At 66.4% G+C, this 25,962-nt stretch carries 20 protein-coding genes; 17 read left to right on the top strand and 3 right to left on the bottom strand.

Annotated elements, in window-relative coordinates; genetic code table 11:
* The 8 genes from AC1AZA_RS09405 to AC1AZA_RS09370 all read left to right on the top strand — a co-directional run.
* Positions 1–233, top strand: a 233-nt coding sequence (locus tag AC1AZA_RS09405; protein WP_476514402.1) for a transposase, incomplete at its 5' end; no start/stop codon positions are given.
* 289 nt (positions 234–522) lie between these two features.
* Complete coding sequence (locus tag AC1AZA_RS09400) at positions 523–3,297, top strand: hypothetical protein (RefSeq protein WP_476514401.1); 2,775 nt, start codon at positions 523–525, stop codon at positions 3,295–3,297.
* 369 nt (positions 3,298–3,666) lie between these two features.
* Complete coding sequence (gene rplJ, locus AC1AZA_RS09395; protein WP_476514400.1) at positions 3,667–4,188, top strand: 50S ribosomal protein L10; 522 nt, start codon at positions 3,667–3,669, stop codon at positions 4,186–4,188.
* Positions 4,189–4,287: 99 nt separating this feature from the next.
* Positions 4,288–4,671 carry a 50S ribosomal protein L7/L12 gene (gene rplL / locus AC1AZA_RS09390; RefSeq protein ID WP_044089143.1) on the top strand — a complete coding sequence of 128 codons (384 nt, stop codon included), beginning with the start codon at positions 4,288–4,290 and terminating at the stop codon, positions 4,669–4,671.
* A 307-nt stretch (positions 4,672–4,978) separates the two neighbouring features.
* Complete coding sequence (locus AC1AZA_RS09385; RefSeq protein ID WP_476514399.1) at positions 4,979–6,361, top strand: MATE family efflux transporter; 1,383 nt, start codon at positions 4,979–4,981, stop codon at positions 6,359–6,361.
* Between the two features lie 109 nt (positions 6,362–6,470).
* On the top strand, positions 6,471–7,751 hold the full coding sequence (locus tag AC1AZA_RS09380) for a variant leucine-rich repeat-containing protein (RefSeq protein WP_476514398.1): 1,281 nt from the start codon (positions 6,471–6,473) through the stop codon (positions 7,749–7,751).
* Between the two features lie 21 nt (positions 7,752–7,772).
* Positions 7,773–11,384 (top strand): helicase, encoded by a 3,612-nt coding sequence (locus AC1AZA_RS09375; protein ID WP_476514397.1) that lies wholly within the window; start codon positions 7,773–7,775, stop codon positions 11,382–11,384.
* The gene (locus AC1AZA_RS09370; RefSeq protein WP_476514396.1) at positions 11,381–11,629 is read left to right on the top strand and encodes a hypothetical protein; all 249 of its coding nucleotides are present in this window, start codon (positions 11,381–11,383) and stop codon (positions 11,627–11,629) included. The genes AC1AZA_RS09375 and AC1AZA_RS09370 overlap by 4 nt, the downstream gene beginning before the upstream one ends.
* A gap of 221 nt (positions 11,630–11,850) precedes the next feature.
* On the opposite strand, the gene dapB is transcribed toward AC1AZA_RS09370, so the two are convergent.
* A complete protein-coding gene (gene dapB, locus AC1AZA_RS09365) occupies positions 11,851–12,603 on the bottom strand; it encodes a 4-hydroxy-tetrahydrodipicolinate reductase (RefSeq protein ID WP_476514395.1) in 753 nt (250 codons plus the stop codon).
* A gap of 144 nt (positions 12,604–12,747) precedes the next feature.
* Between dapB and AC1AZA_RS09360 the strand changes: the two genes are divergently transcribed.
* The 9 genes from AC1AZA_RS09360 (at position 12,748) to AC1AZA_RS09320 (ending at position 23,493) form a co-directional block, all read left to right on the top strand.
* Positions 12,748–13,416, top strand: coding sequence for a 5-formyltetrahydrofolate cyclo-ligase (locus tag AC1AZA_RS09360; RefSeq protein ID WP_476514394.1), 669 nt, complete (start codon positions 12,748–12,750; stop codon positions 13,414–13,416).
* 56 nt (positions 13,417–13,472) lie between these two features.
* Entirely contained in the window at positions 13,473–13,673 is a 201-nt protein-coding gene (locus AC1AZA_RS09355; RefSeq protein ID WP_476514393.1) for an FmdB family zinc ribbon protein, read from the top strand.
* Between the two features lie 306 nt (positions 13,674–13,979).
* Positions 13,980–14,594: an SAF domain-containing protein gene (locus AC1AZA_RS09350; protein ID WP_476514392.1), complete on the top strand. Its 615-nt coding sequence runs from the start codon at positions 13,980–13,982 to the stop codon at positions 14,592–14,594.
* A gap of 5 nt (positions 14,595–14,599) precedes the next feature.
* Positions 14,600–15,505, top strand: a complete 906-nt coding sequence (gene dapA, locus AC1AZA_RS09345) for a 4-hydroxy-tetrahydrodipicolinate synthase (RefSeq protein WP_476514391.1) — start codon at positions 14,600–14,602, stop codon at positions 15,503–15,505.
* 54 nt (positions 15,506–15,559) lie between these two features.
* Positions 15,560–17,347 (top strand): ribonuclease J, encoded by a 1,788-nt coding sequence (locus AC1AZA_RS09340; RefSeq protein ID WP_476514390.1) that lies wholly within the window; start codon positions 15,560–15,562, stop codon positions 17,345–17,347.
* A gap of 150 nt (positions 17,348–17,497) precedes the next feature.
* The gene (gene pepN, locus AC1AZA_RS09335) at positions 17,498–20,107 is read left to right on the top strand and encodes an aminopeptidase N (RefSeq protein WP_476514389.1); all 2,610 of its coding nucleotides are present in this window, start codon (positions 17,498–17,500) and stop codon (positions 20,105–20,107) included.
* Positions 20,108–20,369: 262 nt separating this feature from the next.
* Positions 20,370–21,755, top strand: a complete 1,386-nt coding sequence (glmM, locus tag AC1AZA_RS09330) for a phosphoglucosamine mutase (protein ID WP_476514388.1) — start codon at positions 20,370–20,372, stop codon at positions 21,753–21,755.
* Positions 21,756–21,804: 49 nt separating this feature from the next.
* Positions 21,805–22,458 (top strand): peptide deformylase, encoded by a 654-nt coding sequence (locus tag AC1AZA_RS09325; RefSeq protein WP_476514387.1) that lies wholly within the window; start codon positions 21,805–21,807, stop codon positions 22,456–22,458.
* Positions 22,459–22,524: 66 nt separating this feature from the next.
* Positions 22,525–23,493 (top strand): Ppx/GppA phosphatase family protein, encoded by a 969-nt coding sequence (locus AC1AZA_RS09320; protein WP_476514386.1) that lies wholly within the window; start codon positions 22,525–22,527, stop codon positions 23,491–23,493.
* Between the two features lie 162 nt (positions 23,494–23,655).
* Here AC1AZA_RS09320 and AC1AZA_RS09315 read toward each other — a convergent pair whose 3' ends face one another.
* Positions 23,656–24,444: a hypothetical protein gene (locus AC1AZA_RS09315; RefSeq protein ID WP_476514385.1), complete on the bottom strand. Its 789-nt coding sequence runs from the start codon at positions 24,442–24,444 to the stop codon at positions 23,656–23,658.
* Positions 24,445–24,957: 513 nt separating this feature from the next.
* Complete coding sequence (locus tag AC1AZA_RS09310) at positions 24,958–25,704, bottom strand: DUF4391 domain-containing protein (protein WP_476514403.1); 747 nt, start codon at positions 25,702–25,704, stop codon at positions 24,958–24,960.
* Positions 25,705–25,962: the final 258 nt, after the last annotated feature.

The following is a 25,962-nucleotide window of genomic DNA, read 5'->3' as shown; positions in this document are numbered from 1 at the left end:
GGCAGCGCGGCACGAACGAGAACCGCAACGGCAGGATCCGCCGCTACCTGCCCAAGGGGACCGGCTTCGACGGCCTTTCGGACGAGGACCTGCAGGCCATCGTCCAGGAGATCAACGACACCCCGCTGAAGGTCCTGGGCTGGGAAACGCCCAACGAGGTTTGGTACCGCGAGCTCGGCAAGGTACTGTCAAGGACAAGCCACCCGAAGACGGGCGTTGCACTTACAAATTGAATCCGGGAAACTTTCGGGGGGATTATTTGGCCGAGGGGCGGCATTCCGCCGTTCGGCCGTGAAATGGGCGGGAAGGTTTGTCGGGTCCCGCGCGGCGGCTGGCAAACTTTCGGGCGTATTTCTTCCCGGAACGGCGGAATTCCAAGGCTGTCGGTCAAAATCCCCCGGAAGGTTTGTCCGAGGAAGGGGAGGACGGTCTGCCCGCCGGCGTCGCCGTCAATTGTCGATGATCGGGTATGATCGACTATGATCATGATCGTACGATGTTTTCGCTAACAATGGAGTCGAGATGACGATCACAACCCAGAACACCAGTCAGCCGACGGTGGACGTCCTGCTCGCCAAACAAGACGTGGACCGCGCGGCCGCCAATCGCAACGGTCTGACCTACAAGGGCTTCGGCGTGCTGTCCGGCAACGCGACGTCCAGCCTGCTCATGGACTACAAGGCCGAACATCCGGACGTGTACTGGAAACTCGTGGAGACGCTGTTCGCCGGCGACCGTCCCATGATGAACACCGTCAAGGTGGAGATGGGCAACGACTGCAACAACTCCACCGGCCCGAACGCGGCCACCATGCGCGACCGCGACGAATACCCCGCCGTCACGCGCGAACCCGGCTTCCAGCTCGCCGCCGACGCCCGCCGCTACAATCCGCGCCTGCACGTGAGCATGCTGCGCTGGCACGCCCCCACGTGGGTGAAGACCAACGACGACGTGTACCGCTGGTACAAGAACACCATTCTGGCGGCCTACCGCGAATACGGTTTCATGGTGGATTCCGTCAACCCGGACGTCAACGAGCGCACCGCGGACCTCGACTGGGTGGCCGAGTTCGCCCGTCGCGTGCGCACCGACGAAACCGGCTTCGAAGGCAACGGCCCGGACGATCCGAACGCCGGCTTCTCCAGCGAGCGGGAACGCGAACTGTTCCACCGCATCAAAGCCATCACCTCCGACGAAGAGGTCACCGGCACGTTCGGCGACGATCTGGTCGCCAACGCCGAATACCTCCGGGACATCGACGTGGCCGCCTACCACTACTCCGTGGAGGACGACCCGCACGGCAACTTCACGCGTCTGGCGGACGAGCTCGACAAGGAGGTGTGGAACTCCGAGGCGCAGGCCACGTTCTCCTGCTCGGCCGACCGCCCGAACAACACGAACGACAACGGCGCAGGCTCGCGCGGCACGGGCATCGGCGGACAGAACGGCCCGCTGGAAATGGCCAACACGCTGATCAAGGGCTTCGTGGAATCCCGCCGTACGTGCGCGCTCTACCAGCCGGCCATCGGCAGCTTCTACGAAAACATGGAATACTCCTACAAGGAGCTCATCTCCGCGCGCGACCCGTGGAGCGGCTGGATCTACTACGACGCCGGCTGCGCGGTGCTCGAGCACTTCGCCAAGTTCGCGAACCTCGGCTGGGTGGGCGTGGACGATCGGGACGGCGAGCGGCCCATCTGGCGTGCCATCCCGGCGGCATCCGGCTGCGAAGTGGGTGGCAACAACCCGGTCAACGGGGCGCGCCACGGGGAGCCGAGCTATCTGACGCTCGCCGCGCCGGACGGTTCCGACTGCTCGGTGGTGATCGTGAACGACAGCGCCCACGAAAAGCATTACCGGTTCGCCGTGGACGCCGATCTGCCCGCAGCCGGCAAGCCGATCGCCGTGTGGACGACCAAGGCCGCCCAGCCCGGCGATCCATACGACGCCAACTGGCTGCGGCTCGGATCTACGCTGCAGCCGGCCCGCTATACCGTGCACGAGGGCGCGGAGGATTCCGAAGGCAATGCCGACCGTGACGCCCGCGAAACCGTGGAATACGATCTGACCGTGGAACCGTGGTCCATGATCACCGCCACCACGCTCACGCTGACCGAGGCCGACGTGCCGCGCCTGCCGCACACCGCCGAACACACCCGCGCGGTGCTGGACCAAGATCCGGAGCGAGGCGTGCTCTACGCCGACGACTTCCGTTACGAGAACGCCCCCGACGTGACGGTGTTCAAGGGCGATGCGGCCGTGGACGAGCCGTACCTGGCCTCCCGCGGCGGCGACTCCGGTGCCACCCCGCGCTACACGACCGACACGAACGGCGCCTTCGAAGTGGTGCCGGATCCGGAGCGCGGGCGTGCGCTGCGCCAGCAGATCGACTGGGTGCACGCCGGCAACGCGTGGATCGAGGGCGACCCGCGCACCGCGATCGGCGACATGCGCTGGACCAACTACCGGGTGAGCGTGGACGTGTGCTTCGAACCGTACGAGGGCCGTGCGCCCTACGTGCTGCTGGGCGCGCGCGAGATGGCCGGCGGCAAGTTCACCACCGACATCTGCGCCTACGACGTCAAGCTGCGCGCGGACGGCGTGTACCTGCTGCGCCGGTTCGGCGACGAGAAGCGCCGCGGTCACTTGGAGGACCTGCGCAAGCGGGCGAAGGCGGCCATATCCCGCCCGTTCGAGCCTGGCGCCGACGTGTGGAACACGGTGAGCCTCGAAGTGGCGGGGGATACTGTCACGTTTGCGGTCAACGGCGTAGACATCGCCTCCTGGCGAGACGAGCACCCTCAGTCGGCCGGGCGCGTCAATCTGGGCACGAGTTTCAACCACGTACGCTTCAGCAACCTCAGGGTGGAGCGCATCCCCGGATTCGCGCCGTACTACGCCGAGCTCATCGACGACCTGCACACCGTCTCCTGGGATGACACCGCCACGCCACGGCTCGCCTACGCGGGCCCGTGGACCCACGAGGCGGGCAAGGGCATGTACGACTACAACCGCACCACCACCACGTCCGAAGGGGCCGGGGCCTCGGTGAGCCTTGCGTTCGACGGCGTGGGGCTGGACGTGTTCGGCAGGTCGTCCGGCCGCGCCGAGCTCGCCGTGACGGTGGATGGACAGCCGTGGAACGACGGGCGCGCGCTGCCCGTGTGGCCCACCGACGGGGCGCTGCGCTGCGAGTTCCAGCTGCACGGTCTGACGCCGGGGCGCCACGAGGTAGCATTGACGACTGCGACGGACGAGCCGCTCCTCATCGACGCGATCGGTGTGCTCCACGAATGATGGAAATAGCAAATTTGCGATGATGCGCATCTGAGGGGCCTGATTCGGGCTGCAGGATGAGCATCATCGCAAATTTGTGAGGAAGGCCGGATGCGACACGCCCGGATTGCACGGCTGCGGTCCGAGCGTGTAGTATGCCATATTTGTAAACCACAGACCGTTGGTTGAAGGCCGCAAGGACTTCCGAAATTTGGTTCGCCAAAGCCATCGCAGGTTGAGAGATATAGGCCCGCAAGGGTGCGCAAGTTCGCTTGCGGTTGATATGTTGCTCTGCCTGCGTGCAGGGCTTTTTTATTGCCCTGAGGCTGCCGCCGGTTCCGGCAGGGCGATCCGGATTCCAGACCAATGGCCGATCTAGGAAGGAACGCCATGAAGAGGCCCGAAAAGGAAGCGGTGGTCGCGCAGCTTACGGAACAGTTCCGTAACGCTGACGCCGTCTACCTGACCGAGTACCGCGGGCTTACCGTTCCGCAGGTTTCCGAACTGCGCGAAAAGCTAGGCCGCGATACTTCCTACACTGTGGCTAAGAACACGCTGGCGCGCATCGCCGCCAAGGAAGCGGGCATTGAGGGTCTTGACGACCTGCTCAAGGGCCCGACCGCCATCACCTTCGTGAAGGGCGACTTCATCGAGGCTGCGAAGACGCTGCGTGACTTTGCCAAGACCAACAAGGCTCTCGTGATCTCGGGCGGTTATGCCGATGGCACCGTCTACGACGCCGAGGGTGCCCAGAAGCTGGCGGATCTCATGTCCCGCCCGCAGCTGCTGTCCAAGTTCGCCGGCGACCTCAAGGCCACCACGGCGAAGGCCGCGTACCTGTTCGTCGCCCTGCCCACCAAGGCTGTGCGTACGATCGACGCCCTGCGCGAGAAGCAGGAAAAGGCAGCTTGATCCCCATGCGGCTCGCCGCATGACATTCGGAAAACAACAGAACAACATTAGGCGGCCGGACCGCACGTCACACGGCCGTCAGCATGAAAGGAAGCCATCATGGCTAAGTACACCAACGAAGAGCTGCTGGAAGCTTTCGGTGAAATGACCCTCGTCGAGCTCTCCGAGTTCGTCAAGGCCTTCGAGGAGAAGTTCGACGTCGAGGCCGCCGCTCCGGTCGCCGCTGTCGCCGCCGCTCCGGCTGCCGGTGCCGCTGCCGAAGAGGAAGAGAAGACCGAGTTCGATGTCGTCCTGACCGCCGTCGGCGACAAGAAGATCCAGGTCATCAAGGCCGTCAAGGCCATCACCAACGCTGGCCTGGCCGACGCCAAGGCCATGGTTGACGGCGCTCCGAAGGCCATCCTCGAGAAGGCCAAGAAGGAAGACGCCGAGAAGGCCAAGGCTCAGCTGGAAGAGGCTGGCGCCACCGTCGAGCTCAAGTAATGCACGCGGGAGGGAATCCCGCTCATTGCCAGTGCTTTTCGGGAAGGCCCCGCACGGATTCGTTCCGCGCGGGGCCTTCCTGCATATGGGCGTGCGGTGGCTGTTTCGGTCGCGGGAAGCCCGGTTTGCGTCCGGACTAGCCGCCGGTTTTCGGGAATGGTAGCTGGCTCGGACACAGGAGAGCCGGTTTGGGTCCCGAATCGCAGCCAATTCTGATTGTGGCGGCACGTACAACGTATGACACGGCATACGGTCCCTGAGTCCAGCCCGGTGGTAGGGTATGCGCGTGAAGTTGATGATGAAGCCCATGACCGCAGACGAAAAGTACCGGCAGATGACCGGCAGCCCGGTCCGCCCGCTCATCCTGCGGCTGTGCCTGCCGGCGGTGATCTCCAATCTGGTCACCATGGCCTACAACCTCACCGACACGTACTTCATCGGTCGCCTCGGCACCGCGCAGTCCGGGGCCATCGGCATCGCCTTCTCCGTCATGACCGTCTTTCAGGCCATCGGTTTCTTCTTCGGCAACGGCTCGGGCAATTCCATGAGCCGCGAGCTCGGCAAGCGGAACAACGACCGCACGGCACGCCTGCTGGCGGTGGGATTCACGGGCGCGGTGCTCATCGGCGCGGCGGTGGGACTGTGCTTCCTGGCGGTGCTGCACCCGCTCGTCTACATGCTCGGCTCCACGGACACCATCGCGCCGTTTGCCGTGCAGTACCTGACGCCCATCCTGCTGGCCGCGCCCTGCGTGTGCGGCTCGTTCGCGCTCAACGGTCTGCTGCGCTATCAGGGGCAGTCGGCGTTCGGCATGCTGGGGCTCGTGTCCGGCGCGCTGCTCAACTTCATGCTGGCACCGCTGTTCATCTTCGTGCTCGATCTGGGCATCTTCGGGGCGGGACTGGCCACGGCCATCTGCCAGACGCTGAGCTTCTCCATCCTCACGCTCATGAGCGCGAAGTTCGGGGTGATCGGGCTGGATCTGCGCCGCTGCCGTCCGGACGTGCTGCTGGTGCGCGAGATCTTCGGCGGCGGTCTGCCCTCGCTCATCCGTCAGAGCGCGAACTCCATCTCGGTCACCTGCGTGAACCTTGCGGCCAATCCGTTCGGCGACGCGGCCATCGCGGCCATGGCCATCGTGATGCGCATCACCATGTTCGCCAATTCCGTGATCATCGGCCTCGGGCAGGGGATGCAGCCCGTGTGCGGCTACAACTACGGGGCCGGCAAGTACGATCGCGTCAAGGAGGGCTACTGGTTCGTGGTGTGGCTGTCCACCACGGTGCTGGCCGTGCTGGCGGTGGGCATGGCCACGTTCGCCCCGCAGCTCATCGAGCTGTTCCGCTCCGACCCGGCGGTGATCGCGGTGGGCGTGGTGGCGCTGCGCATTCAATGCATGACCGTGGCGTGCAACGGATTCAACATGGCGTCCAACATGATGCAGCAGACCATGGGCAAGACGTTCATCGCCTCGGTTCTGGCGCTGTGCCGGCAGGGCCTGTTCTTGGCGCCCACGGTGGTGATCCTCTCGCACACGGTGGGCCTGTTCGGTCTGCAGATGGCCCAGTCGGTGTGCGACGTGCTCTCGCTGCTCGTCACCATCCCGTTCCAGATCGTCGTGCTGCGCGGGCTGAGCGTGAACCGGGAGGGAAAGAGAGCGGAGAGGCGGGCCGCTGCCGGCCGCGGGTGACGATTGTGGGTCAATACCTGCCGACATGCACCACAAATTCAGGCTTTCATGACACAATGGCTCATAGTGCGTGTTTCGCTATACCCGATTTCAAGGAGGTTGACCGGAAGTGAACGAACAGCGACCGGCCCAACAGTGGATCGTGAAGGTCAATGGCGTAGAGGAAGTGCGGCTGAACCCGGGGGAGAGTCTGGAGATCGGGCGCAAGCCCCTGCGTCCGCTGGCCGATGACGGCATGCGACGGCTGGACGTGCCCGATCAGACGAAATCGATGTCCAAGCGGCATGCGGCGTTCAGTGTTTCCGATCAGGGCGCGGGCTCGCTGCGCGATCTCAACAGCACCAACGGCACCTACGTAGTGCGCGACGACGGCGAACTCATGCGCGTGCCGGCCCAGACCGATTTCCTGCTGCCCCGCGCCACGATGCGCTTCCAGTTCGGTGACGTGCCGGTCGATTTCATTCGCATGGAGGTGCCCGTCGAGACCCCGTCCGCGGGCGGTGACGTGCCGAACCTGTTCTCCTATGCGGCGGCCGGTGCGCAGGATCAGGAGCCGGATGCGGCGGACATGTCCGTGGACGATATTCTCGACCTGCGTGCGGGCGAGCCCACCGGTGCATTCGACGCGAGCAGCGTGCGCAGCCGCATCGGCGCGTTGCATGACCGTGCAGTGGCCAGCGGCACCGGGGCGATCATCGCCTCCGATGTTCCTCAGGCGAACGTTTCTCAGGCGAGTGAAGGGCGTGATCTGTTCGCCGACGCGATCGACGAGGTGAAGGCGGACGCGCAGCAGGCGGCGGACGCGGAGCCTTTGCCATTCGGACAGGGTATTGCAGCGCAGTCCGGTATTGCTGCGCAGACTGGAGTCGCCGCGCAGTATGGCGATGCCGCCCGGCAGACCGTGCAGGCCGCCACGCCGGTGATCCGGACCGCCGCGACCGCGCAATCCGTGCAGCAGGCCTCGCAGCCGGCGGCGACCGCTCAGCCGCAGGTGACCGTGGCACAGCCTGTTTCGGCACAGCCCGTGCAGTCCATGCCGACCGTCCAGCCGACCGCCGTCCAGCCGATCGCGTCCCAGACCGCAGCCTTCGAGCCGGGTTCCGTGTTCGAACTCGTCTCCCGGCATGCCGCGCAGGCCGCGACGGCACCGGTCATTGAGGCCGGCGGTCACACGTCCGAGCAAGCGAAGGTCACCCGCGACCTCGCCGCCCAGTACGACATGGCCCGCTACCCGCAGCTGCTGCCCTTTCTGGCCATGAACCCCGCGCTCTACGACGATCTGTACGCCTGGCTGGCCGCGCTGGGAGACAAGGACGTGGACGCCGCGCTTGAGCACAACGAAGGCTATCTGGACTACCTCAAGGCCACCGGCCGGTATACGGGCAAGTGACGGAAGGGAGGAAGCCGATCAATGAGTGAGCGCAACACATCCGCGCTGGACCGCATCCGCGCCTGGCGTCAGGCGTACCAGACCGCGTCCGGCACCACGCCTCTGGAAGACATCTCCCAGCTGGCCGCACAGCTCGACCTGACCCACGCGCATCCGTCGGGCATCGCCCAGCTGTTCGCGTCCGGGCAGGCCCATCTCGACTCGCTGTTCCGGGACAACGGCATGCTGCGCGCCGCCAACCGCCGGTTGGAACGCGTGTTGGACGACCGTGCCGTCAAGGAGCGGGTGAGCGGCTGCTCGGAACTCTCGCTCGTGGTGGGCGTGGCCACGTGGAAGGGCGCCGCCATGCCGGTGCTGCTCTACCCGGTGGAAGTGGTCCCCTCGGCCACGTCGCCGTCCAAGACCGCCATCCGGTTCACCGGCAAGGTGGAACTGAACTCGGTGTTCGTCTCCGCCATGCGCTCCCACGGCATCACGCTCAATGCGGCGGAACTCTTCGACGTCTCCCACTATGAGGGCGGCACGCCGGAAACCTCTGCGCTGTTCAACGCGATCACCGCCAAGACGTTCCAGGTCATCGACGACTTCGCCATCGAACGGACCATCGTGCTCGGCTGCTTCGTCGAACCGTCGGCGCTGCTCATCGGCGAAAGCCTGACCATCATCGACCAGCTGGCCGAAGGGCCTACCGGCAACACACTGCTCGACGCGATCGCCGGCAACGAGGAAGCGCAGCAGACGCTCAGGGCCACCATCCCCGAATACAGTCCGTTCGACGGCGATCCGCACAACGAGTACGAGATCGGAGACGTGGACAACACCGTCCGTTACGCCGCCCAGCAGGCCGCCTCCGGCCACTCGCTGTTCCTCGACGAACCCGCCAACCGGGACACGGCCGTGCAGTCCGCCGCGATCGCCTCGCGCTGCATCATGGAAGGCCGCAACGTGCTGTATGTGCCGTGCGTGATGGAATCGAAGCGCCGGTTCATGCAGGAGATCCGCACCAACGAAATGAACCCGCTGGTGCTCGACGTGACCGACGCGGCCTCCAACAAGGCCATTGACCGCCAGCTCATCGGCGCTGTGGGGTTCCAGCCCGGCACCGCCACCAGCCACTTCGAGCAGCTCGCCGACGAACTCGTGGGCGTGCGCTCCCGCCTGACCCGCTACCTCGGAGACCTGCATGGGGCCAACGAAAGCTGGGGCTTCTCCGCCTACGAGACCATCCAGAATCTGGCGCGCATTGCCACGCTGTCCACGCACCCCGCCACGCGCGTGCGTCTGACATCCACCACCGCCCACGCCATCAAGGATTCGATCGACGAGTGGGGCGGCAAGCTGGAACGCGCCGCACAGCTTGGCGAGTTCACCATCACCCCGTCGGACACCGCATGGTTCGGCGCTTCCCTGTTCAGTGAGGACGAGGCCGTGGACGCCTACCAGCGTGTGGTGCGCTTGCTGGAGAAGATCCTGCCCGCCACCCGCGAGCACGTGGCAGCCACCGCGCAGACCTGCGGATTCCCCGTGCCCACGACCGCGCAGGAATGGGGTCGGCAGGTGATGGTGCTCAAGAACCTGCGCCGCGTGCTGGACGTGTTCCAGCCCGCCATCTTCGAGCGGGACATTCCCGCCATGATTGAAGCCACCAAGTCCAAGGAGGACCGCAAGTCCTCCGGCACGTCCATGGGCTTCTGGGAGCGGCGCCGGCACATCAAGGAGGCCCGGAGCCTGCTGCGCGTGGGGGCGCAGATCGAGGACCTGCACGAGGCGCTCATCGTGGTGCTCAAGCAGGCCCAGCAGTGGCGCACCTTCGTGCCGGCCGGCGGATGGCCCGTGCTGCCGCCCAAGCTCGACCGGATCATCGAATCGCAGGACGCCCTCAACCGCGACCTGACCGCGCTGGACACCGTGCTCGCCACCACCCCGGCCGGCGGCAACCTGAGCATCACGCCGCTCAACGAGGTGGAGGCCCGGCTCAAGACCCTGTTCGACGACCACACCGCGCTCGACACGCTGCCCGAACGCGCCTGCCTGGAACGCGACTTCAACGCCGCGGGCCTGCAGGACCTCGTCACGGACCTCAAGAACCGTCAGGTGGGTGAGGCGGCCGTGGCCAACGAGCTGCGCCTGTCGTGGTGGACCACCGTGTTCGACGACATCGTCCACTCCTCGGCCATCATCTCCAACCAGGACGGTTCGGCGCTGTCCAACGCGGCCGACCGGTTCAGTCAGGTGGACACCGAACACGTGCGCTCGATCGGCGCGATGGTGGGGCAGGAGTCCATCCGTCGTCTCTCCGAGATGCTGTTCGCCCACACGCAGGAAGCCAACCAGCTGCACACCATGCTGGCATCCTCCGCGCGCGTGCCGCTCGGACGGCTCATGCACACGTATCCGACGATCATGAAGCTCGCCAAGCCCATCCTCGTGGCCACGCCGGCCACGCTGGCCGCCATGACCGAACCGGAGGAGCTGGCGGACGTGGCGATCATCGATGCGGCCGCGCACATTGCGCCCATCGAACTGCTGTCCGTGCTTCGGCGCGCACGGCACGTGGTGGTGCTGGCGCACGGGGCCACCGTGACCAGCGACGGCGTGAAGCTGCTCGCATCCCTGCTGCCGCACGTCGAGATCTCCGGTCGCCCCGGCCGCCGTGCCCCGCGCGTATCCGCGTTCCTCGAGGCCCATGGCTACGGGGACGTGAACTACGACATTGCCACCGAATCCGCGCGCGGTAGCGTGGCGTACACCGGCGTGGACGGTGTGGGCGTGCCCGTGCTCACCTCCGGGCTCGTGGAATCCAACCAGCAGGAGATCGACGCCGTGGTGGACATGCTCCACCGCCGTGCGGACGGCTTCACCATCGTGCCCGCCTCCTACACGCTGACCGTCGTGACCCTGTCCAGCACCCACCGCACACGTCTCGGCGCGGAACTGAAGAACCGGGCCGCCAAGGACGCCGCGTTCGGCAAGTTCCTGCGCCACGTTCGCATCATCGGGCTGGACGAGGTGGCCGGCGCACAGTCCACGGATGTGATCCTCTCGCTCGGCTTCGCCAAGACCTCGCACGGCCGGCTGCTCCAGCAGTTCGGCGACCTCGAGGGCGAAGGCGGTGCCGGCATGCTGCTCGACGCGATGGCGCTCGCCAACCGCAATCTGGACATCGTTTCCGCGTTCACCTCCGCGGATTTGGAAGAGGATCGGCTCCACCAGCCCGGTCCGAAGCTGCTGCGCGACATGCTCATCTGGGCCGAGCAGCTGGCCCCCGAGCCGGTGCGCCCGGTCGCGCACGAGCCGGTCGAGGGTAACGTGCTGCTCGCCGATCTGGCCGACCGCATCCGCGCTCGCGGTCTCAACGTGGCCGTGGACTACGGCTTCGACGACGCCTCCGGCCGCATTCCGCTCGTCGTGGGCGTGAACGGCAAGCCGTTCGCTCTGGCCGTGCTCACCGATGACGTGAACTTCATGGGCGTGCAGTCCACGCGCAAGCGCCATCGCCTGCGCATGGAGGACCTGCAGATGCTCGGGTGGTCCGTGATGACCGTGTGGTCCGTGGGGGCGTTCGTGAACCCGGACAAGGAGGTCGACCGGGTGGTTGCCCACTTGGCCAGCGTGTACGGGGACCTGCGATGAGCGGCGATCCTGACGATCGCGAGAATGCGGAAGGCTCGCACGTCAACCGCGAGCCGGCGCCTCTGCCGTGCACTAAGAGGCAGCACCGGCGCGTGGTGCGCAAGGGCACGGAACGGTTCGACGCCGACGGCGTGAAACTCGACCCGTCCGACGAGCGCACTGCGGCCCAACGCGACGCCGACGACGATGCGCGCATTCTCGGTGAGCTGCCGCCTCATTGGGCGGTGTTCAACGACAAGCGTTGAGCACCGCCCAATGAGGCGGCCTTCGCGGCCGTGGTGGCCGCTCACTTCGCCTACGGGAAGTCCACTGGACTTCCCGCTTCACGGCTCAGCTCATTGGGCGGTGTTCAACGAGCGCTAACCGGCCGCTGATACACCGCAAACTGGAAAGATTGACCGCAAAATGGCCGGTTTGGAGGGCTGTTTTACGGTCAATCTTTCCAGTTTGCGTGGGCGTGGGCGGTTTAGAGGTCGAGGAAATGATCGAGGCCGACGGTCAGGCCCGCGTGACCGCCCTCGGCCAGCTTGCGGACGGCCAGCAGCACGCCCGGCATGAAGCTCGTGCGGTCGAAGCTGTCCGCGCGGATGGTCAGCTGCTCGCCCGCGTTGCCGAAGAGGATCTCCTCGTGCGCGTTGAGGCCGCGCAGCCGCACCGCGTGCACGTGGATGCCGTCGACCACCTGACCGCGGGAGCCGCCATCGGTCTGCGTGGCGTCCGGCACCGGTCCGAGCCCGGCGGCCCGGCGTGCGGCGGCGATGCCCTGCGCGGTATGGAACGCAGTGCCCGAGGGGGCGTCCACCTTGGTGGGATGGTGCAGTTCGATCACCTCCGCGGATTCGAAATACCGGGCGGCCACCGTGGCGAAATGGTCCGCCAGCACCGCGCTGATCGCGAAGTTCGGGGCGATGAACACGGCCTGATCCCTGCGCGGTGCGGTGGCAAGGGCCTCGCGCACCCGAGCGAGCTTCTCCTCGGTCCATCCTGTGGTGCCCACCACCACGTTCACGCCCTGACCGATGAGCATGAGCACGTTGTTCAGCGCGACGGACGGCACGGTGAATTCGACCGCCACATCCGTGTTATCCGGCGTGATCGCCGTCAGATCGTCACCGGCATCCAGCGCTAGCGCCAGCGTCGTATCCTGCGCGTGGCCGACCGCGTCCACCACGTGACTGCCCATGCGCCCCTTGGCGCCCACCACGGAAACCCGAACCATTGCTCGCTCCTTCATCTGTGTCTTCAATCGCGTTGCTGAAGTCCTGTTGTGCGTTGCCGTCTCCCCATTATGCGTGACGATCCGCCCATCCGCCCGGCAACCGTCCACGGGAACCTCGCCGCATGCCGTCGTATGGTGGAAGGCGTGAACGATGCCATGGAAGATGCGGATGCGATCGCCGCCCGGAAGCGGGCGTTGCGCGCCGAAGCGCTCAGGCGCAGGCGTGGTACGGACGCCGCGGAGCGATCGGCCGCGGGGGAGCGGCTGGCGGGCGCGCTGCGCGGCAGCGGATTGCTGGACGGCGTTGGCGCGCGACGGACTTCCGAGAGGCCCACGGTTGCCGCGTACGTGTCCATGGGCACGGAGATCGAGACGCGGCCGTTGCTGGCCCTGCTGCTGGAGCATGGGGTGCGTGTGCTGGTGCCGCGGCTGGGGCGTGGGCTGGATGTGGGCTGGAGCGAACTCGCCGCGCTGGACGGCCTGCGCGATCCCGACCGGTGTGGGGGCGGTTCGCGCCGGCCTGCGGAGCCCGTGGGCGCTCCGGTGCTGGATTCTGCGGAGGCGTTGCGGGATGCGAATCTGGTGCTGCTGCCGGCGCTTGCGGTGAGCACGGCGAACGGGGTGAGGTTGGGGCGCGGCGGCGGATGGTATGACCGTGCATTGGCGGCCATGGCGCGGAACTGCGGCATCGTGGCGGTCTGCTGGCCGTGGGAGGTGACGGACCGTGCGCTGCCGAGCGAGCCTCACGACGTGCCGGTGGACGCCGTGCTTACGCCCGATGGCATAACGATGATCGGCGTGTCGCCGGCATGACTAGGATATGAACGGTTGACAGCCGAAGCGGATGTTACCGACATTGGGAGGGAACGTTGCCTACGTATCATTACCGTTGCAAGAGTTGCGGCTACGACTTCACCAAGGTGCAGTCGTTCACCGACGATCCGGTCACCGTATGCCCCAAGTGCGCCCAGCCGCAGGTGCGCAAGGTGTACTCCGCCGTGCCCATCGAGTTCAAGGGGCACGGCTTCTACCGTACGGACGGCGGCTCGCACGCGTCGTCCTCCAAGTGAGCCGGCGGTGAGCCGGCGGTGAGCCGGCGGCAGGGCATGTGAACGGCCGCCTTTCATGCGACACGCCCGGAATGGTTTCCGGACAGTCGAAATCGGCGGAATGATGCCGTTCCCGCACGTTCGTCCACAGGCGTGCGCTGAATTGACCCGCACGTGGCGGTCGACCATGATGCGGGTATGACGATATTTCGAACATCCTTTCGATTGCCGTTCCGGTCGCCCGATGGCCCTCCCGGAAGCGGAACGTTGGCTCGCCGCCGGATCGGTGCGGTCGCACGCCGGTGGGCTGCCGCCTGCTGTGCCGCGATGGCGGTGTTCTTCGCCCTGCAGTGCGTGGCGTCTCTGGTGCGCACCGAAACGGTCGTCGTGGCCGCGCAGAACATCGCACAGGGGCAGCGGATCACCGCGGCTGCGATCACCGTAAAGCAAGTGCCCGCCGCATCGACGAACGAACGGGCCTACCGGCGCGTTGAGGATGCGGGGGATGGCGTGGCCCGGGTGGCCATCGCTCGAGGCCAGCCGGTGTTCCCCGGCATGGTGTCGCGCATGCCCGTGCCGCCCGAAGGCAGCACCACCGTGGAAGTGCGGCTGGCGAGCATGCCGGAGCGCCTCACGCCCGGGGACGTGGTGGATCTGGTCTCCTCCGGCGGATGCGGGAGCGCTGCGGCCGGAAAGCCATGCACGCTGGCCAAACGGGCGCTCACGCTGAGCGTTCCCGTGGCGGCGGGCGGTGCGGCACCGGACGGCACCGAGGCGACCGGTGGAACGGGAGGTGCCTCCGGACTGTTCGGCGGCGGTGACGACGGGGTTTCGCGTACGGTGGCATTCGCACTCACCCCGCAGGAGGCGCTGGCGGTGCTGTCCCAGCAGGAGGCCGGTCCGCTGCTGGCGATCGTGCGTCCCGCCCGCGAAGTACGGTGAACACTATGAGTGACGGTGAAATGCATCTTCTTGACCCTGCCCCGTTCGGCCGTGTCCTGCCCGCCATGGTGACCCCGATGAAGGCCGACGGCACCGTGGACTACGACGCAGCCCAGAAGCTTGCCAAGTCCTTGGTGGAGGACGGCGCTGACGGTCTCGTGGTCAATGGCACCACCGGGGAATCGCCCACCACCCACATGGACGAGAAGGTGGAGCTGGTGCGCGCCGTCAAGGAGGCCGTGGACGTGCCGGTCATTTCCGGCGCCGGGTCCAACGACACCGCTCATACCGTGCGTATGGTTGAGCAGACGCAGGAGGCGGGCGCGGATGCCGTGCTCGTCGTCATGCCGTACTACTCCCGTCCGAGTCAGGACGGCGTGGTCGGGCACTACCGGGCCGTGGACGAGGTGGCCGAAAAGCCGATCATCGTCTACGACGTCCCCGGTCGCACCGGCCTCAAGGTGAGCGTGGAAACCTACGATCGCCTCGCCGAGCTCGAACATGTCAAGGCCGTCAAGGACGCCACCGGCGATCTGGCCGCAGCCGTGGAGAAGCAGCAGCGCACCGGTCTCGCTTGGTACTCCGGCGACGACGGTCTGTACCTGCCGTTCCTGTCCATCGGCGCGGTAGGCATCATCTCCGTGATCGCCCACGTGGCGGCCCACCCGATGCGCCAGCTGGCCGAAGCGTTCGACCGCGGCGACATCGCCACCGCTCGCAGACTCGCCAACCAGCTCGCCCCGCTGGTGCACGCGCTCAACGGCGACGGCTATCAGGCCGTCATGGCCAAGGCCGCATGCAAGATCAAGGGCACCATTCCGAGCACCGCAATGCGTCTGCCGAACGTCGGTCCGAACGCCACGCAGCTCGACAAGGCCGAGGAGGGCATGCGCGCCGCCGGCCTGCTGTAACCGTCGCCCCCGCGACAGGCGGAGGCAAAGACAAGGAAAACCCAGAACACAAGAATGGCTAGAAACAACACCAGAAGAAACAATTCGCGGTCCCGCAAGCCCGCGAAGTCCACAGCCTCACCCCAGCAGCAGGGCACTGCGCTCATCGCGCCGCCCAAGTACCGCAAGGGTTCGATGCGCATCGTGCCGCTCGGCGGCCTCGGTGAGATCGGGCGCAACATGAACGTGATCGAATACAACGGTCACCTGCTGCTCATCGACTGCGGCGTGCTCTTCCCGGAGGAGGAGCAGCCCGGCGTCGATCTCATTCTGCCCGACTTCGGCTACATCCGCGACCGTCTTGACAAGGTCGAAGCGCTGGTGCTCACGCACGGCCACGAGGACCACATCGGCGGCGTGCCCTACCTGCTCAAGCTGCGCGAGGACATTCCGCTCATCGGCTCCAAGCTCACGCTCGGATTCGTGGATGCCAAGTGCAAGGAGCACCGTCAGAACCCCACCAAGGTGGAGGTGCAGGGCCGCGACCGTCTCAAGGTCGGTCCCTTCGAACTCGAGTTCGTCACCGTCACCCACTCCATTCCGGACGCCCTCGCCGTGCGCGTGAAGACGCCGGCCGGCTCGATCATCGACACCGGCGACATCAAGCTCGACCAGCTGCCGCTGGACCACAAGATCACCGACCTCGTGGAGTTCGGCAAACTCGGCGAACAGGGCATCGACCTGCTCATGATGGATTCCACCAACGCGGAGGTTCCGGGCTTCGTCAAGCCGGAAACCACCATCGGTCCCGTGCTGGACCGCGTGTTTGCGGAAGCGACGCGCAAGATCATCGTCGCCAGCTTCTCCTCGCACGTGCACCGCGTGCAGCAGGTGGTGGACGCCGCCCACAAGTATGGGCGCAAGGTCGTGTTCGTGGGCCGTTCCATGGTGCGCAACATGGGCATCGCCGCGGACCTCGGCTACCTGCACATCCCCGAAGGCACCGTCGTGGACCTGAAGCAGGCGCGGGACGTGCAGGACGACAAGCTCGTCTACATGTGCACCGGCTCCCAGGGCGAGCCGATGGCCGCGCTCGGCCGCATCGCAGACGGCGTGCATCCGGACATCCAGGTCAACGAGTTCGACACGGTCATCCTCGCCAGCTCGCTCATTCCGGGCAACGAGCACGAGGTGTACAAGGTCATCAACAAGCTCGTGCAGCTCGGCGCGCGCGTCGTCAACCGAGACAACGCGGCCGTGCACGTGTCCGGCCACTGCAATGAGGGTGAGCTGCTGTACATGTACAACATCGTCAAGCCCAAGTGCGCCATGCCCATCCACGGCGAGAACCGCCATCTGGTGGCCAACGGCCTGATCGCCGTGAAGACCGGCGTGGACCCGCAGAACGTGGTGCTCGCCCAGGACGGCGACGTGGTGGACCTCTACCATGGCAAGGCCGCGATCGTAGGCTCCGTGCCGTGCGGCTACGTGTACGTGGACGGCGATTCGGTGGGCGAGCTCACCGAGGAGGAACTCGAAAAGCGCCGCGTGCTCGGCACCGAAGGCTTCGTATCCAGCTTCGTGGTGGTGGACACGGACAACGCCGAAGTGGTCACCGGCCCGAAGATCTTCCTCAACGCCGTGGCCGAGGACGCCAGCGAATTCGAGCAGGTGCGTGAACAGGTCGTCTCCGTGCTCGAGGACGCCATGGCCCACGGCACCAAGGACACCCATCGTCTGCAGCAGGTCATGCGCCGCACGCTCGGCAGCTGGGTGGCGCGCAAGCTGCGCCGCAAGCCGATGATCGTGCCCGTCGTGGCGGACATCGCCGACGTGGACGCCAACGGCACCGTCGAGCAGTGACCGCGGCACTGCATCACCGCAATATCTGAAATACCACCGAAGGCAGCCGGGGAGGTACGGGAACACGATTCCCGCCCCTCCCCGGCTGCATAACGGCAGACGTACGGCAACCGGCCGTCGCCGGCCGAAGCAAGCAAAGGAGAGCAACACATGCCAGGAGCAAACCTCACCCGCGTCGAAGCCGAGGAACGTCACGGCGTCGTCACCGGGCCGATCCACTACGCGGTCGACCTCGACCTGACCGTCGGTGCCAAGAACTTCGGCTCCACGGCCACCGTCACCTTCGGCGCCAAGCCGGGCTCCGCAACCTTTCTCGACCTCATCGCCGACGAGGTGAGCGAAGTCACCCTCAACGGCAAGGCCCTCGACCCGGCCGTCGTCTACAGGGACAACCGCATCGAACTCGCCGGTCTGGCCGAAACCAACGAAGTGACCGTCAAGGCGCTGTGCCGCTACTCCAACACCGGCGAGGGCCTGCACCGCAGCGTCGACCCGTCCGACGGCAACGTGTACCTGTACTCCCAGTTCGAGGTGCCGGACGCCCGCCGCGTGTACGCCGTGTTCGACCAGCCCGACCTCAAGGCCACGTTCGACTTCACGGTGACCGCCGCCAAGTCCTGGCTGGTCACCTCCAACATGCCGGTCGTCTCCACCGAGGAGCTGGACGCCGTGACCGCCGAGGGCACGCTGGGCGACCATGAGGCCGAAACCACCAAGCGCTGGGTCTTCGAGACCACGCCGAAGATGAGCTCCTACCTGACCGCCATCTGCGCCGGCCCGTACGCCGAGTGGCACACCGAATACGCCAACGAGGACGGCCGCACGGTGCCGATGGCCCAGTACTGCCGTCAGTCGCTCGCCGAGGCGTTCGCCAAGGACGTGGACTACCTGTTCGACATCACCAAGAAGGGCTTCGCGTTCTACGCCAAGACGTGGGGCGTGCCCTACCCGTACGCCAAGTTCGACCAGATCTACGTGCCCGAGTACAACGCGGGCGCCATGGAGAACATCGGCATGGTCACCATCCGCGACCAGTACGTGTTCGACTCCAAGGTGACCGACGCGCTCGCCGAGCGCCGCGTGGTGACCGTGCTGCACGAGCTGGCCCACATGTGGTTCGGTGATCTGGTGACCATGAAGTGGTGGAACGACCTGTGGCTCAACGAGTCCTTCGCCGAGTTCACCTCCACGCTCGCCACGGCCGAGGCCACCGAATGGCACGACGCCTGGGCCACGTTCTCCTCCGGCGAGAAGAGCTGGGCGCTGCGTCAGGACCAGCTGCCCACCACGCACCCGATCGTCGCGCCGATCAACGACCTGCACGACACGGAAGTGAACTTCGACGGCATCACCTACGCCAAGGGCGCCTCCGTCCTGAAGCAGCTCGTGGCCTTCGTGGGCCGCGACAAGTTCTTCGAGGGCATCAACCACTACCTCACCAAGCACGCCTACTCCAACGCCACGCTGGCCGACCTGCTGCGCGAACTGGAGCTCACCTCCGGCCGAGACCTCAAGGAGTGGAGCGCCCAGTGGCTCGAGGAGTCCGGCATCAACACCATTGCCGCGGACGTGACGACCGACGCCGACGGCGTGATTACCGAGCTCAAGCTCACTCAGACCGCGCCCGAGGAGCATCCGGTGCTGCGCGAGCACCGTCTGGCCGTCGGCTTCTACAATGAGGACCCGGCCACCGGCAAGGTGGTGCGCACCGACCGCATCGAACTCGACGTGGACGGCGAAACCACGTTGGTGAGCGAGGCCGTGGGCAAGAAGCGTCCGCAGCTCATCCTCATCAACGACGACGACCTGACCTACACCAAGATCCGTCTGGACGTGGCCTCGCTCGACTTCGCCGTGAAGAACCTGTACCGCGTGGACGACGCGCTCGCCCGCTCCGTGATCTGGCTGAGCCTGTGGGACATGACCCGCGACGGCGAATTCGAAGCCTCCCGCTTCGTGGCTCTGAGCCTCAAGGCGCTCGGCACCGAGACCGAATCCACCACGTTCCGCTACGCGCTGGCCCAGATCAGCACCACCGCGCACCACTACGTGGCCCCCGCCCGCCGCGAGGTGACCCTCTCCAGCGTGGCCGCCGGCCTGTGGACGCTCGCCGCCGAGGCCGAACCCGGCTCCGACCAGCAGTTCCAGTTGCTCACCGCCTATCTGGGCTACGGCACCGAGGACGACGAAACCTTCGCCCACCACGCCGAGGGCCTGCTCGACGACTTCGTGCGCTTCAAGGGCCTCACGATCGACAACAACCTGCGCTGGACCATCATGTCCGCGCTCGCCAACACGAACAACACCGACGTGGACGGTATCAACGAGGAACTGGCCCGCAAGGAGACCACCGAGAACCGCGAGTTCGCGTTGGGTGCGCGTGCCGCCCTTGCCACCGCCGAAGCCAAGGCGTGGGCGTGGGATCAGGCGCTGCACAACGACGAGCTGACCAACATGCAGCTCGAGGCGATCGCCCGCGGCTTCGCCGCCACCCCGCGCCCCGATCTGGCCGAGCCGTACGCGGCCAAGTACTTCGAGGCCGTCGACTGGATCTGGAAGAACAAGACCTACCACATGGCCGACGCCCTGCTCAACGGTCTGTACCCGATCTACGCCGACCCGGAGACCCTGACCCGTCTGGGCGACCAGTGGCTCGAGGACCACAAGGACGCCGACCGCGCGCTGCGCCGCATCATCATCGAGAACGTGGCCAGCTCGCACCGCACCCTCAAGGTCCGCAAGTACAACGAGAAGGCGTGAACGGCGTCGCAACCTTCATAGCTCGCAGCCTTCAAGGCTGACGCGATAACCGCCGGCAACAGTCAGGGCCCTTCCTCTCCGTGGCGAGGAAGGGCCCTGATTCGTTGATCGGTCTGCCGTCTGCGCCCGCCATATGCGACCGAATTGGGCAGGAACGCGCGTCGCGCGGGGCGGGGCGGGCGCGGTTGGGTACGATGGTGCACGGTATTTGGGAAGCCGGCGGCGGCGGGCCGCGGGCGGTTGACAAGCAAGGATGTGGAACATGCCCAAGATGTTCGGAACCGATGGCGTTCGAGGATTGGCGAACAAGGACCTGACGGCCCGGCTGGCGTTGGATTTGGGAGACGCGGCCGTGCGCGTGCTGGGAGACTCCGGCACCAAGGACGACCAGCCCGAAGGCCGCCGTCGCGCGCTCGTCGGACGTGACACGCGCGTCTCCGGAGATTTCCTGGCCGCAGCGCTGTCCGCGGGCATGGCCGCCGGCGGCTTCGACGTGATCGACGCGGGCATCATCCCCACCCCGGGCGTAGCCTATCTGACCTCCGTGCTCAACGTGGAGATGGGCGCGGTCATCTCCGCATCCCACAACCCCATGCCGGACAACGGCATCAAGTTCTTCGCGCGCGGCGGCTTCAAGCTGCCGGACAGCAAGGAGGACGACATCGAAGCGGTGCTCGGCCAGGACTGGAAGCGCCCCACCGGCGCCGGCGTGGGCCGCATCAGCCACGACACCAAGACCGCCACCGACCTGTACATCGACCATCTGGTCTCCACCATCGCCCCCATCGGCGCGGACAAGGTTCAGCCCAAGCCGCTCAAGGGCCTCAAGATCGTGGCCGACTGTGCGAACGGCGCCACTTCCGTGGTCGCCCCCACCGCGCTGCGCCGCGCCGGCGCCGAAGTGATCGTGATCAACGCCTCCCCTGACGGCTACAACATCAACCGCCACGCCGGCTCCACGCACCCCGAGCAGCTGCAGGCCATGGTCAAGGCGTCCGACGCGGTGATGGGCGTGGCGTTCGACGGCGACGCCGATCGCTGCCTCGCCGTGGACGAGGACGGCAACATGGTCAACGGCGATCAGATCATGGGCATCCTCGCCCGCGCCAAGAAGCGCCAGGGCAAGCTCAACCACAACACGCTCGTCGTCACCGTGATGAGCAACCTCGGTCTGAAGCTCGCCCTGAAGGACATGGGCATCACCACCGTGCAGACCGCCGTGGGCGACCGCTACGTGCTCGAGGAGATGCTGCGCGGCAACTACTCGCTCGGCGGCGAGCAGTCCGGGCACGTGATCAACCGCGAATTCGCCACCACCGGCGACGGCACGCTCACCGCGCTCACCCTGTGCAACGAGGTGGTGCAGTCCGGCAAGAGCCTCAAGGAACTCGCCGCCGACTTCCCGCAGCTGCCGCAGCAGCTCGTTAACGTGCCCAACGTGGACAAGATGGCCGCCACCACCAACGCCAAGGTGCAGGCCGCCGTCGAGCGCGAGTCCAAGCTGCTCGGCGACTCCGGCCGCGTGCTGCTGCGCCCGTCCGGCACGGAACCGCTGGTGCGCGTGATGGCCGAGGCCGCCACGCAGGAGCAGGCCGACGAGGTGTGCGAGCGCCTCGCCAAGGTCGTCGCCGACGAGCTGGCCCTGTAGGCCGAGACCGAGCCCGCCCCGTACGCAAGAATCAAGGAGAACCGCGTCCATGTTCGGGAAGAACACGAAAGTCAACATCGAGCTGACCAACGAGGTCGAACAGCTGCTCAAGGAAGGCGGCAAGGAGAAGATCCTGCCGATCGTGCAGGCCGGCGAGCCCGTGCTGCGCCAGCAGTGCGTGCGCTACGACGGCCAGCTGCGCAAGTCCACGCTGAACAAGCTCATCGACGTGATGCACACCACCATGCTCGAAGCCCCCGGCGTGGGACTCGCCGGCCCGCAGGTCGGGCTGAACCTCGCCATCGCCGTTGTGGAGGACCATGTGCGCGACGACGCCGACGACCCGCGCGAGATCGCCGAATTCCCGTTCCGCGCGATCATCAACCCCAAGTACGAGCCGATCGGCGAGGAGACCCGCAGCTTCTACGAGGGTTGCCTGAGCTTCGACGGCTATCAGGCCGTGCGCCGCCGCTGGCTCGACGTGACCGCCGAGTGGGACGACGAGCGCGGCCAGCACCACAAGGAGCATCTGCACGGCTGGCCGGCGCGCATCTTCCAGCACGAAACCGACCATCTGAGCGGCGAACTGTACATCGACCGCGCGGAGATCCGCTCCCTCGCCGCCACCGAGAACCTTGAGGACCTCTGGTGCGACGATCCGGTGCCCACCGAGGCCGCCAAGGAGCTCGGTTTCGAACTGTAGCGCGGCCGGGTGCGGCGGGCACAGGTGGGTGCGGGCGGCCCCCGGGCGGTGCTACCCTCGTAGATTGTGATTAATCTGCGCTCCCATACCACCCGACTCGGCGTGCTGGACATCGGCTCCAACACCGTGCACATGCTCATCGTGGACGCCGCCCCCGGCGCGCGCCCCGAGCCCGAAGCCTCCACCAAGACCACGGTACGGCTCATGAAGTACCTCAAGGAGGACGGCTCCATCAAGAAAAGCGGCATCGAGGCCATCCTTGAGGCCGTGGACCAGTGCATGAAGCTGGCCGAGGAATACGACATCACCCAGCTGCTCGCCATGGCCACCTCCGCCATCCGCGAGGCGCCCAACGGCAACAAGATCCTGCACAAGATCGAGGAGCGCATCGGCCAGGGCGTCACCGTGCTGTCCGGCACCGACGAGGCGCGACTCACGTTCCTGGCCGCCCGCCGCTGGTACGGCTGGGACGCCGGCCGACTGCTCGTGTTCGACATCGGCGGCGGCTCGCTCGAGGTGGCCATGGGCTCCGACGAGGAACCCACCGTGGCCCTGTCCGTGCCCGCCGGCGCCGGACGCATCACCACCAAGTACCTGCCGGAAGGCACCGCCACCGCGGCCGAGCTCGAAAGCGCTCGCGCCCACGTGCGCAAGATCCTCGAGCCGATGGTCAAGAGCTTCCCCAAGTCCAAGATGCCCAACCATGCGGTCGGCACCTCCAAGACGTTCCGCTCCCTGGCCCGCCTTGCCGGCGCGGTCATGCGCTCGCCCGGGCGCGAGGACTCGTGGATCATGACGCGCGAGCAGCTCGAGGACTGGATTCCGCGCCTCGCCGCCATCGAACCCGAGCAGCGCGTGGCCCTGCCCGGCATCACCCCGGAACGTACCATGCAGATCGTGGGCGGCGGCATCGTTGCCGACGAGATCATGAAGGCGCTCAACGTGCAGGAGGTCGAGATCTGCCCGTGGGCGTTGCGCGAGGGTGCGATCCTGCGGTGGCTGGATCAGTTCGGGCGCACGCGTCTGGGGTTCTGAGCGCATAGCCGCCGAGGGCGCAATTGCCGGGGGACATGCCTTCCGAGGCATATCCCCCGAAGGTATGTCTTCCAAGAAACGTTGAAGGCCGGTGCCGTTCCACAGGCACCGGCCTTCGGGCATTGCGGGCGGGAAGCGTTCCGCCCGCAATGGCGGGATCGATCAGACGGTGGGGCGGCCGTAGGCTTCGAGCTGCACCAGCGCCGCCCACGGGGACGGGTCGTCGGCCTTGACGAGGTTGCCGAGCTTCACCCACGTGACGGCCTTGGCGCTGACGGGGAAGCGGTGGGGCTGGTCGCTCTTCTCCATGTGCACGGTCTGCGTGCTGCCGTCGGAGAAGGTGAGGTCGGCCTGCGTCCACCAGTTGTCGTGCGGGAAGTCGGCGCGGGTGACGAGCACGATCTCGTCCAGATCCACGGGGCGGCCGAACTCCACGGTGATTTCGGCGTCGTCGCGGCTGTCGTTGCCCCACGTGGCGAAGGGCCACAGTCCGTGGGAGGCGTTGGCGGTGATGCCGTCGATGGCGTTGCGCGCGAAGAACACCGGCTCGTTACGAGTTTCGGCATTGGCGTGCGCGTGGGGGAAGACGCCGGGTTCGTCGTGCTGGTCGAGCGGGTTGAGGGCCAGATTGCCGTAGGCGTGGGCTTCCTCGTCGGTGGCGGCGCGCAGGGACAGCAGATGCAGGTCGCCCTGGAAGGCCTTGGGGCTGTAAGGGATGGCGGCATCCTCGAACGGGACGGCGAAGGTGAATGCGGTGCCGGTCAGGTAGACGAGCGTCTCGTCCACCGCATCGTCGGCGCGCACCTGGTAATAGCCGGGCTCGGGCACGGTGAAACGGATCATGTCTCCCGGAATGTAGGGTGCGCGGTAGACGAGTATGGCGCGGTCGGCGGCCTCGGCTGCGGCCAGCTGGGCGCCGGACTGGTTTTCGATGGCGATCTTCAACGTCATTGTCGGTCCTTTCTGTGGAACGTGGGTACGGTGTCCAGTATGCCATCTCCCCGCTAAAAGTGAAATCGGTTTCACCAAGGCGTGGGAGGATGCGGCGGCGCGGTGCCGAGGGGAATCGTGAGTGCAACGGTCCCGGCGTGCGGCATAAGGAAGGGAAGGCGGTCCGTGGATGACTCCGCCGCGTGAAAGTGCCTTCTGACATGCGCTATCTGCGTTCGTGGGGTGGAATCAGCGCTTTGCAAGAAGCTATCTGCGTTCGTGGGGTGCTGCACCGCCAGGATATGGTGGGCATGTGGGTGGAATACTGCGGATTCACCTCGCTTGGAGGTCTGTTTTCTCCTCATTGAGTGCCCCACGAATGCAGATAGCTTGCTGCAAGCGCGCTAATCTCCCCCACGAACGCAGATAGCCATAGCCTCGATATGCGCTGATGGCTGCAGCGCGGATGGCTCCGGCGTGTGGCGGCCGCTCCGGGCGGTGTGCGCCAAGACGGTGCTGGCTCAACCGGCCATGCTAGCCGCGCTCCCCGCGCAGCTGGGCCAGTTCGGCGCGTACCTTGGCGAGCTTGGCGAAGGCCTCGTTGCGCTTGACGGGATCCTTGGCACGCCTGTGGTCGCCTACCAGCCGGGCCTCGTCCGCCTCGAGCGCGGCGATGCGGTCGCGTCGGACGAGTCGCTCGTCCAGATTGGCGGGGTCCTCCGAACCGAAGATCACCTGCGAGCACAGGGAATCCCATACGTTGTCCATGCTCGCTCCGGAAACCTCCACCAGCAGATCCGCCGGATCCTCCCATTCCCCGGCGTATACGGCGAATCGCTCCACATGGCCGGCCCGCCCGGGCAGACGTCGGCGTACCGCCAGTGCGCATCGCTCGGCGGGCTTGCCTTCGGCGGTGTCGCCATCCGCCACGCAGACGAACAGGATGCCGCCACCGGAGCGCTGCGCCGCAATATGCTCAATGACCTCGACCGGTATGCGCGGTCCGGCTTCCTGTGTATTGCCGGCATTCAGCCGCAGGCCAAGCACCAGGATCTCGTGCACGCGCCGGCCGTCCGCGACTCCTGCGTTCGCCGGTCGCAATAGTCCGAGCAATGTGATCGCGGTAATGTCCGTGGTGAGGCGCGCCTTGAGCTTGGCGGAGATCGGGCCTCGCCCCACGAACGCGGCCTTGGGCAGTGCGCCCTTTTCGGCCGGAATCGCGGTGGAAACGGGAAGACCCAGCGTCAGGACGGATACGGAACCGCAGGTGGCAACGGGCATCATTGGCCTTCTTTCCTTGGGTGTTGCGCAGTTCTTTGCTCCGACTATACCCGTTGCCGCGAGCGGCTGCTGTTTCGGACGCGGAATGCCCCGATCTGGTCCGGTTCAGCCGCCGCATTCGGTTTCTGCGGCGGTTCCGGCGCGGCCTGGCCGGCGGCTGGTTTGGGGCCGGTCAGGCAGCCGAAAGCCGGAACGGTAGCGGATCCAGACGCATAGGAGAGCGATCGGTCGCAGTTGCTAATCGGACAACACGCTGTT

The organism is Bifidobacterium sp. LH_389, from assembly GCF_056357235.1.
This window is presented reverse-complemented; position numbering and strand designations above follow the sequence as displayed.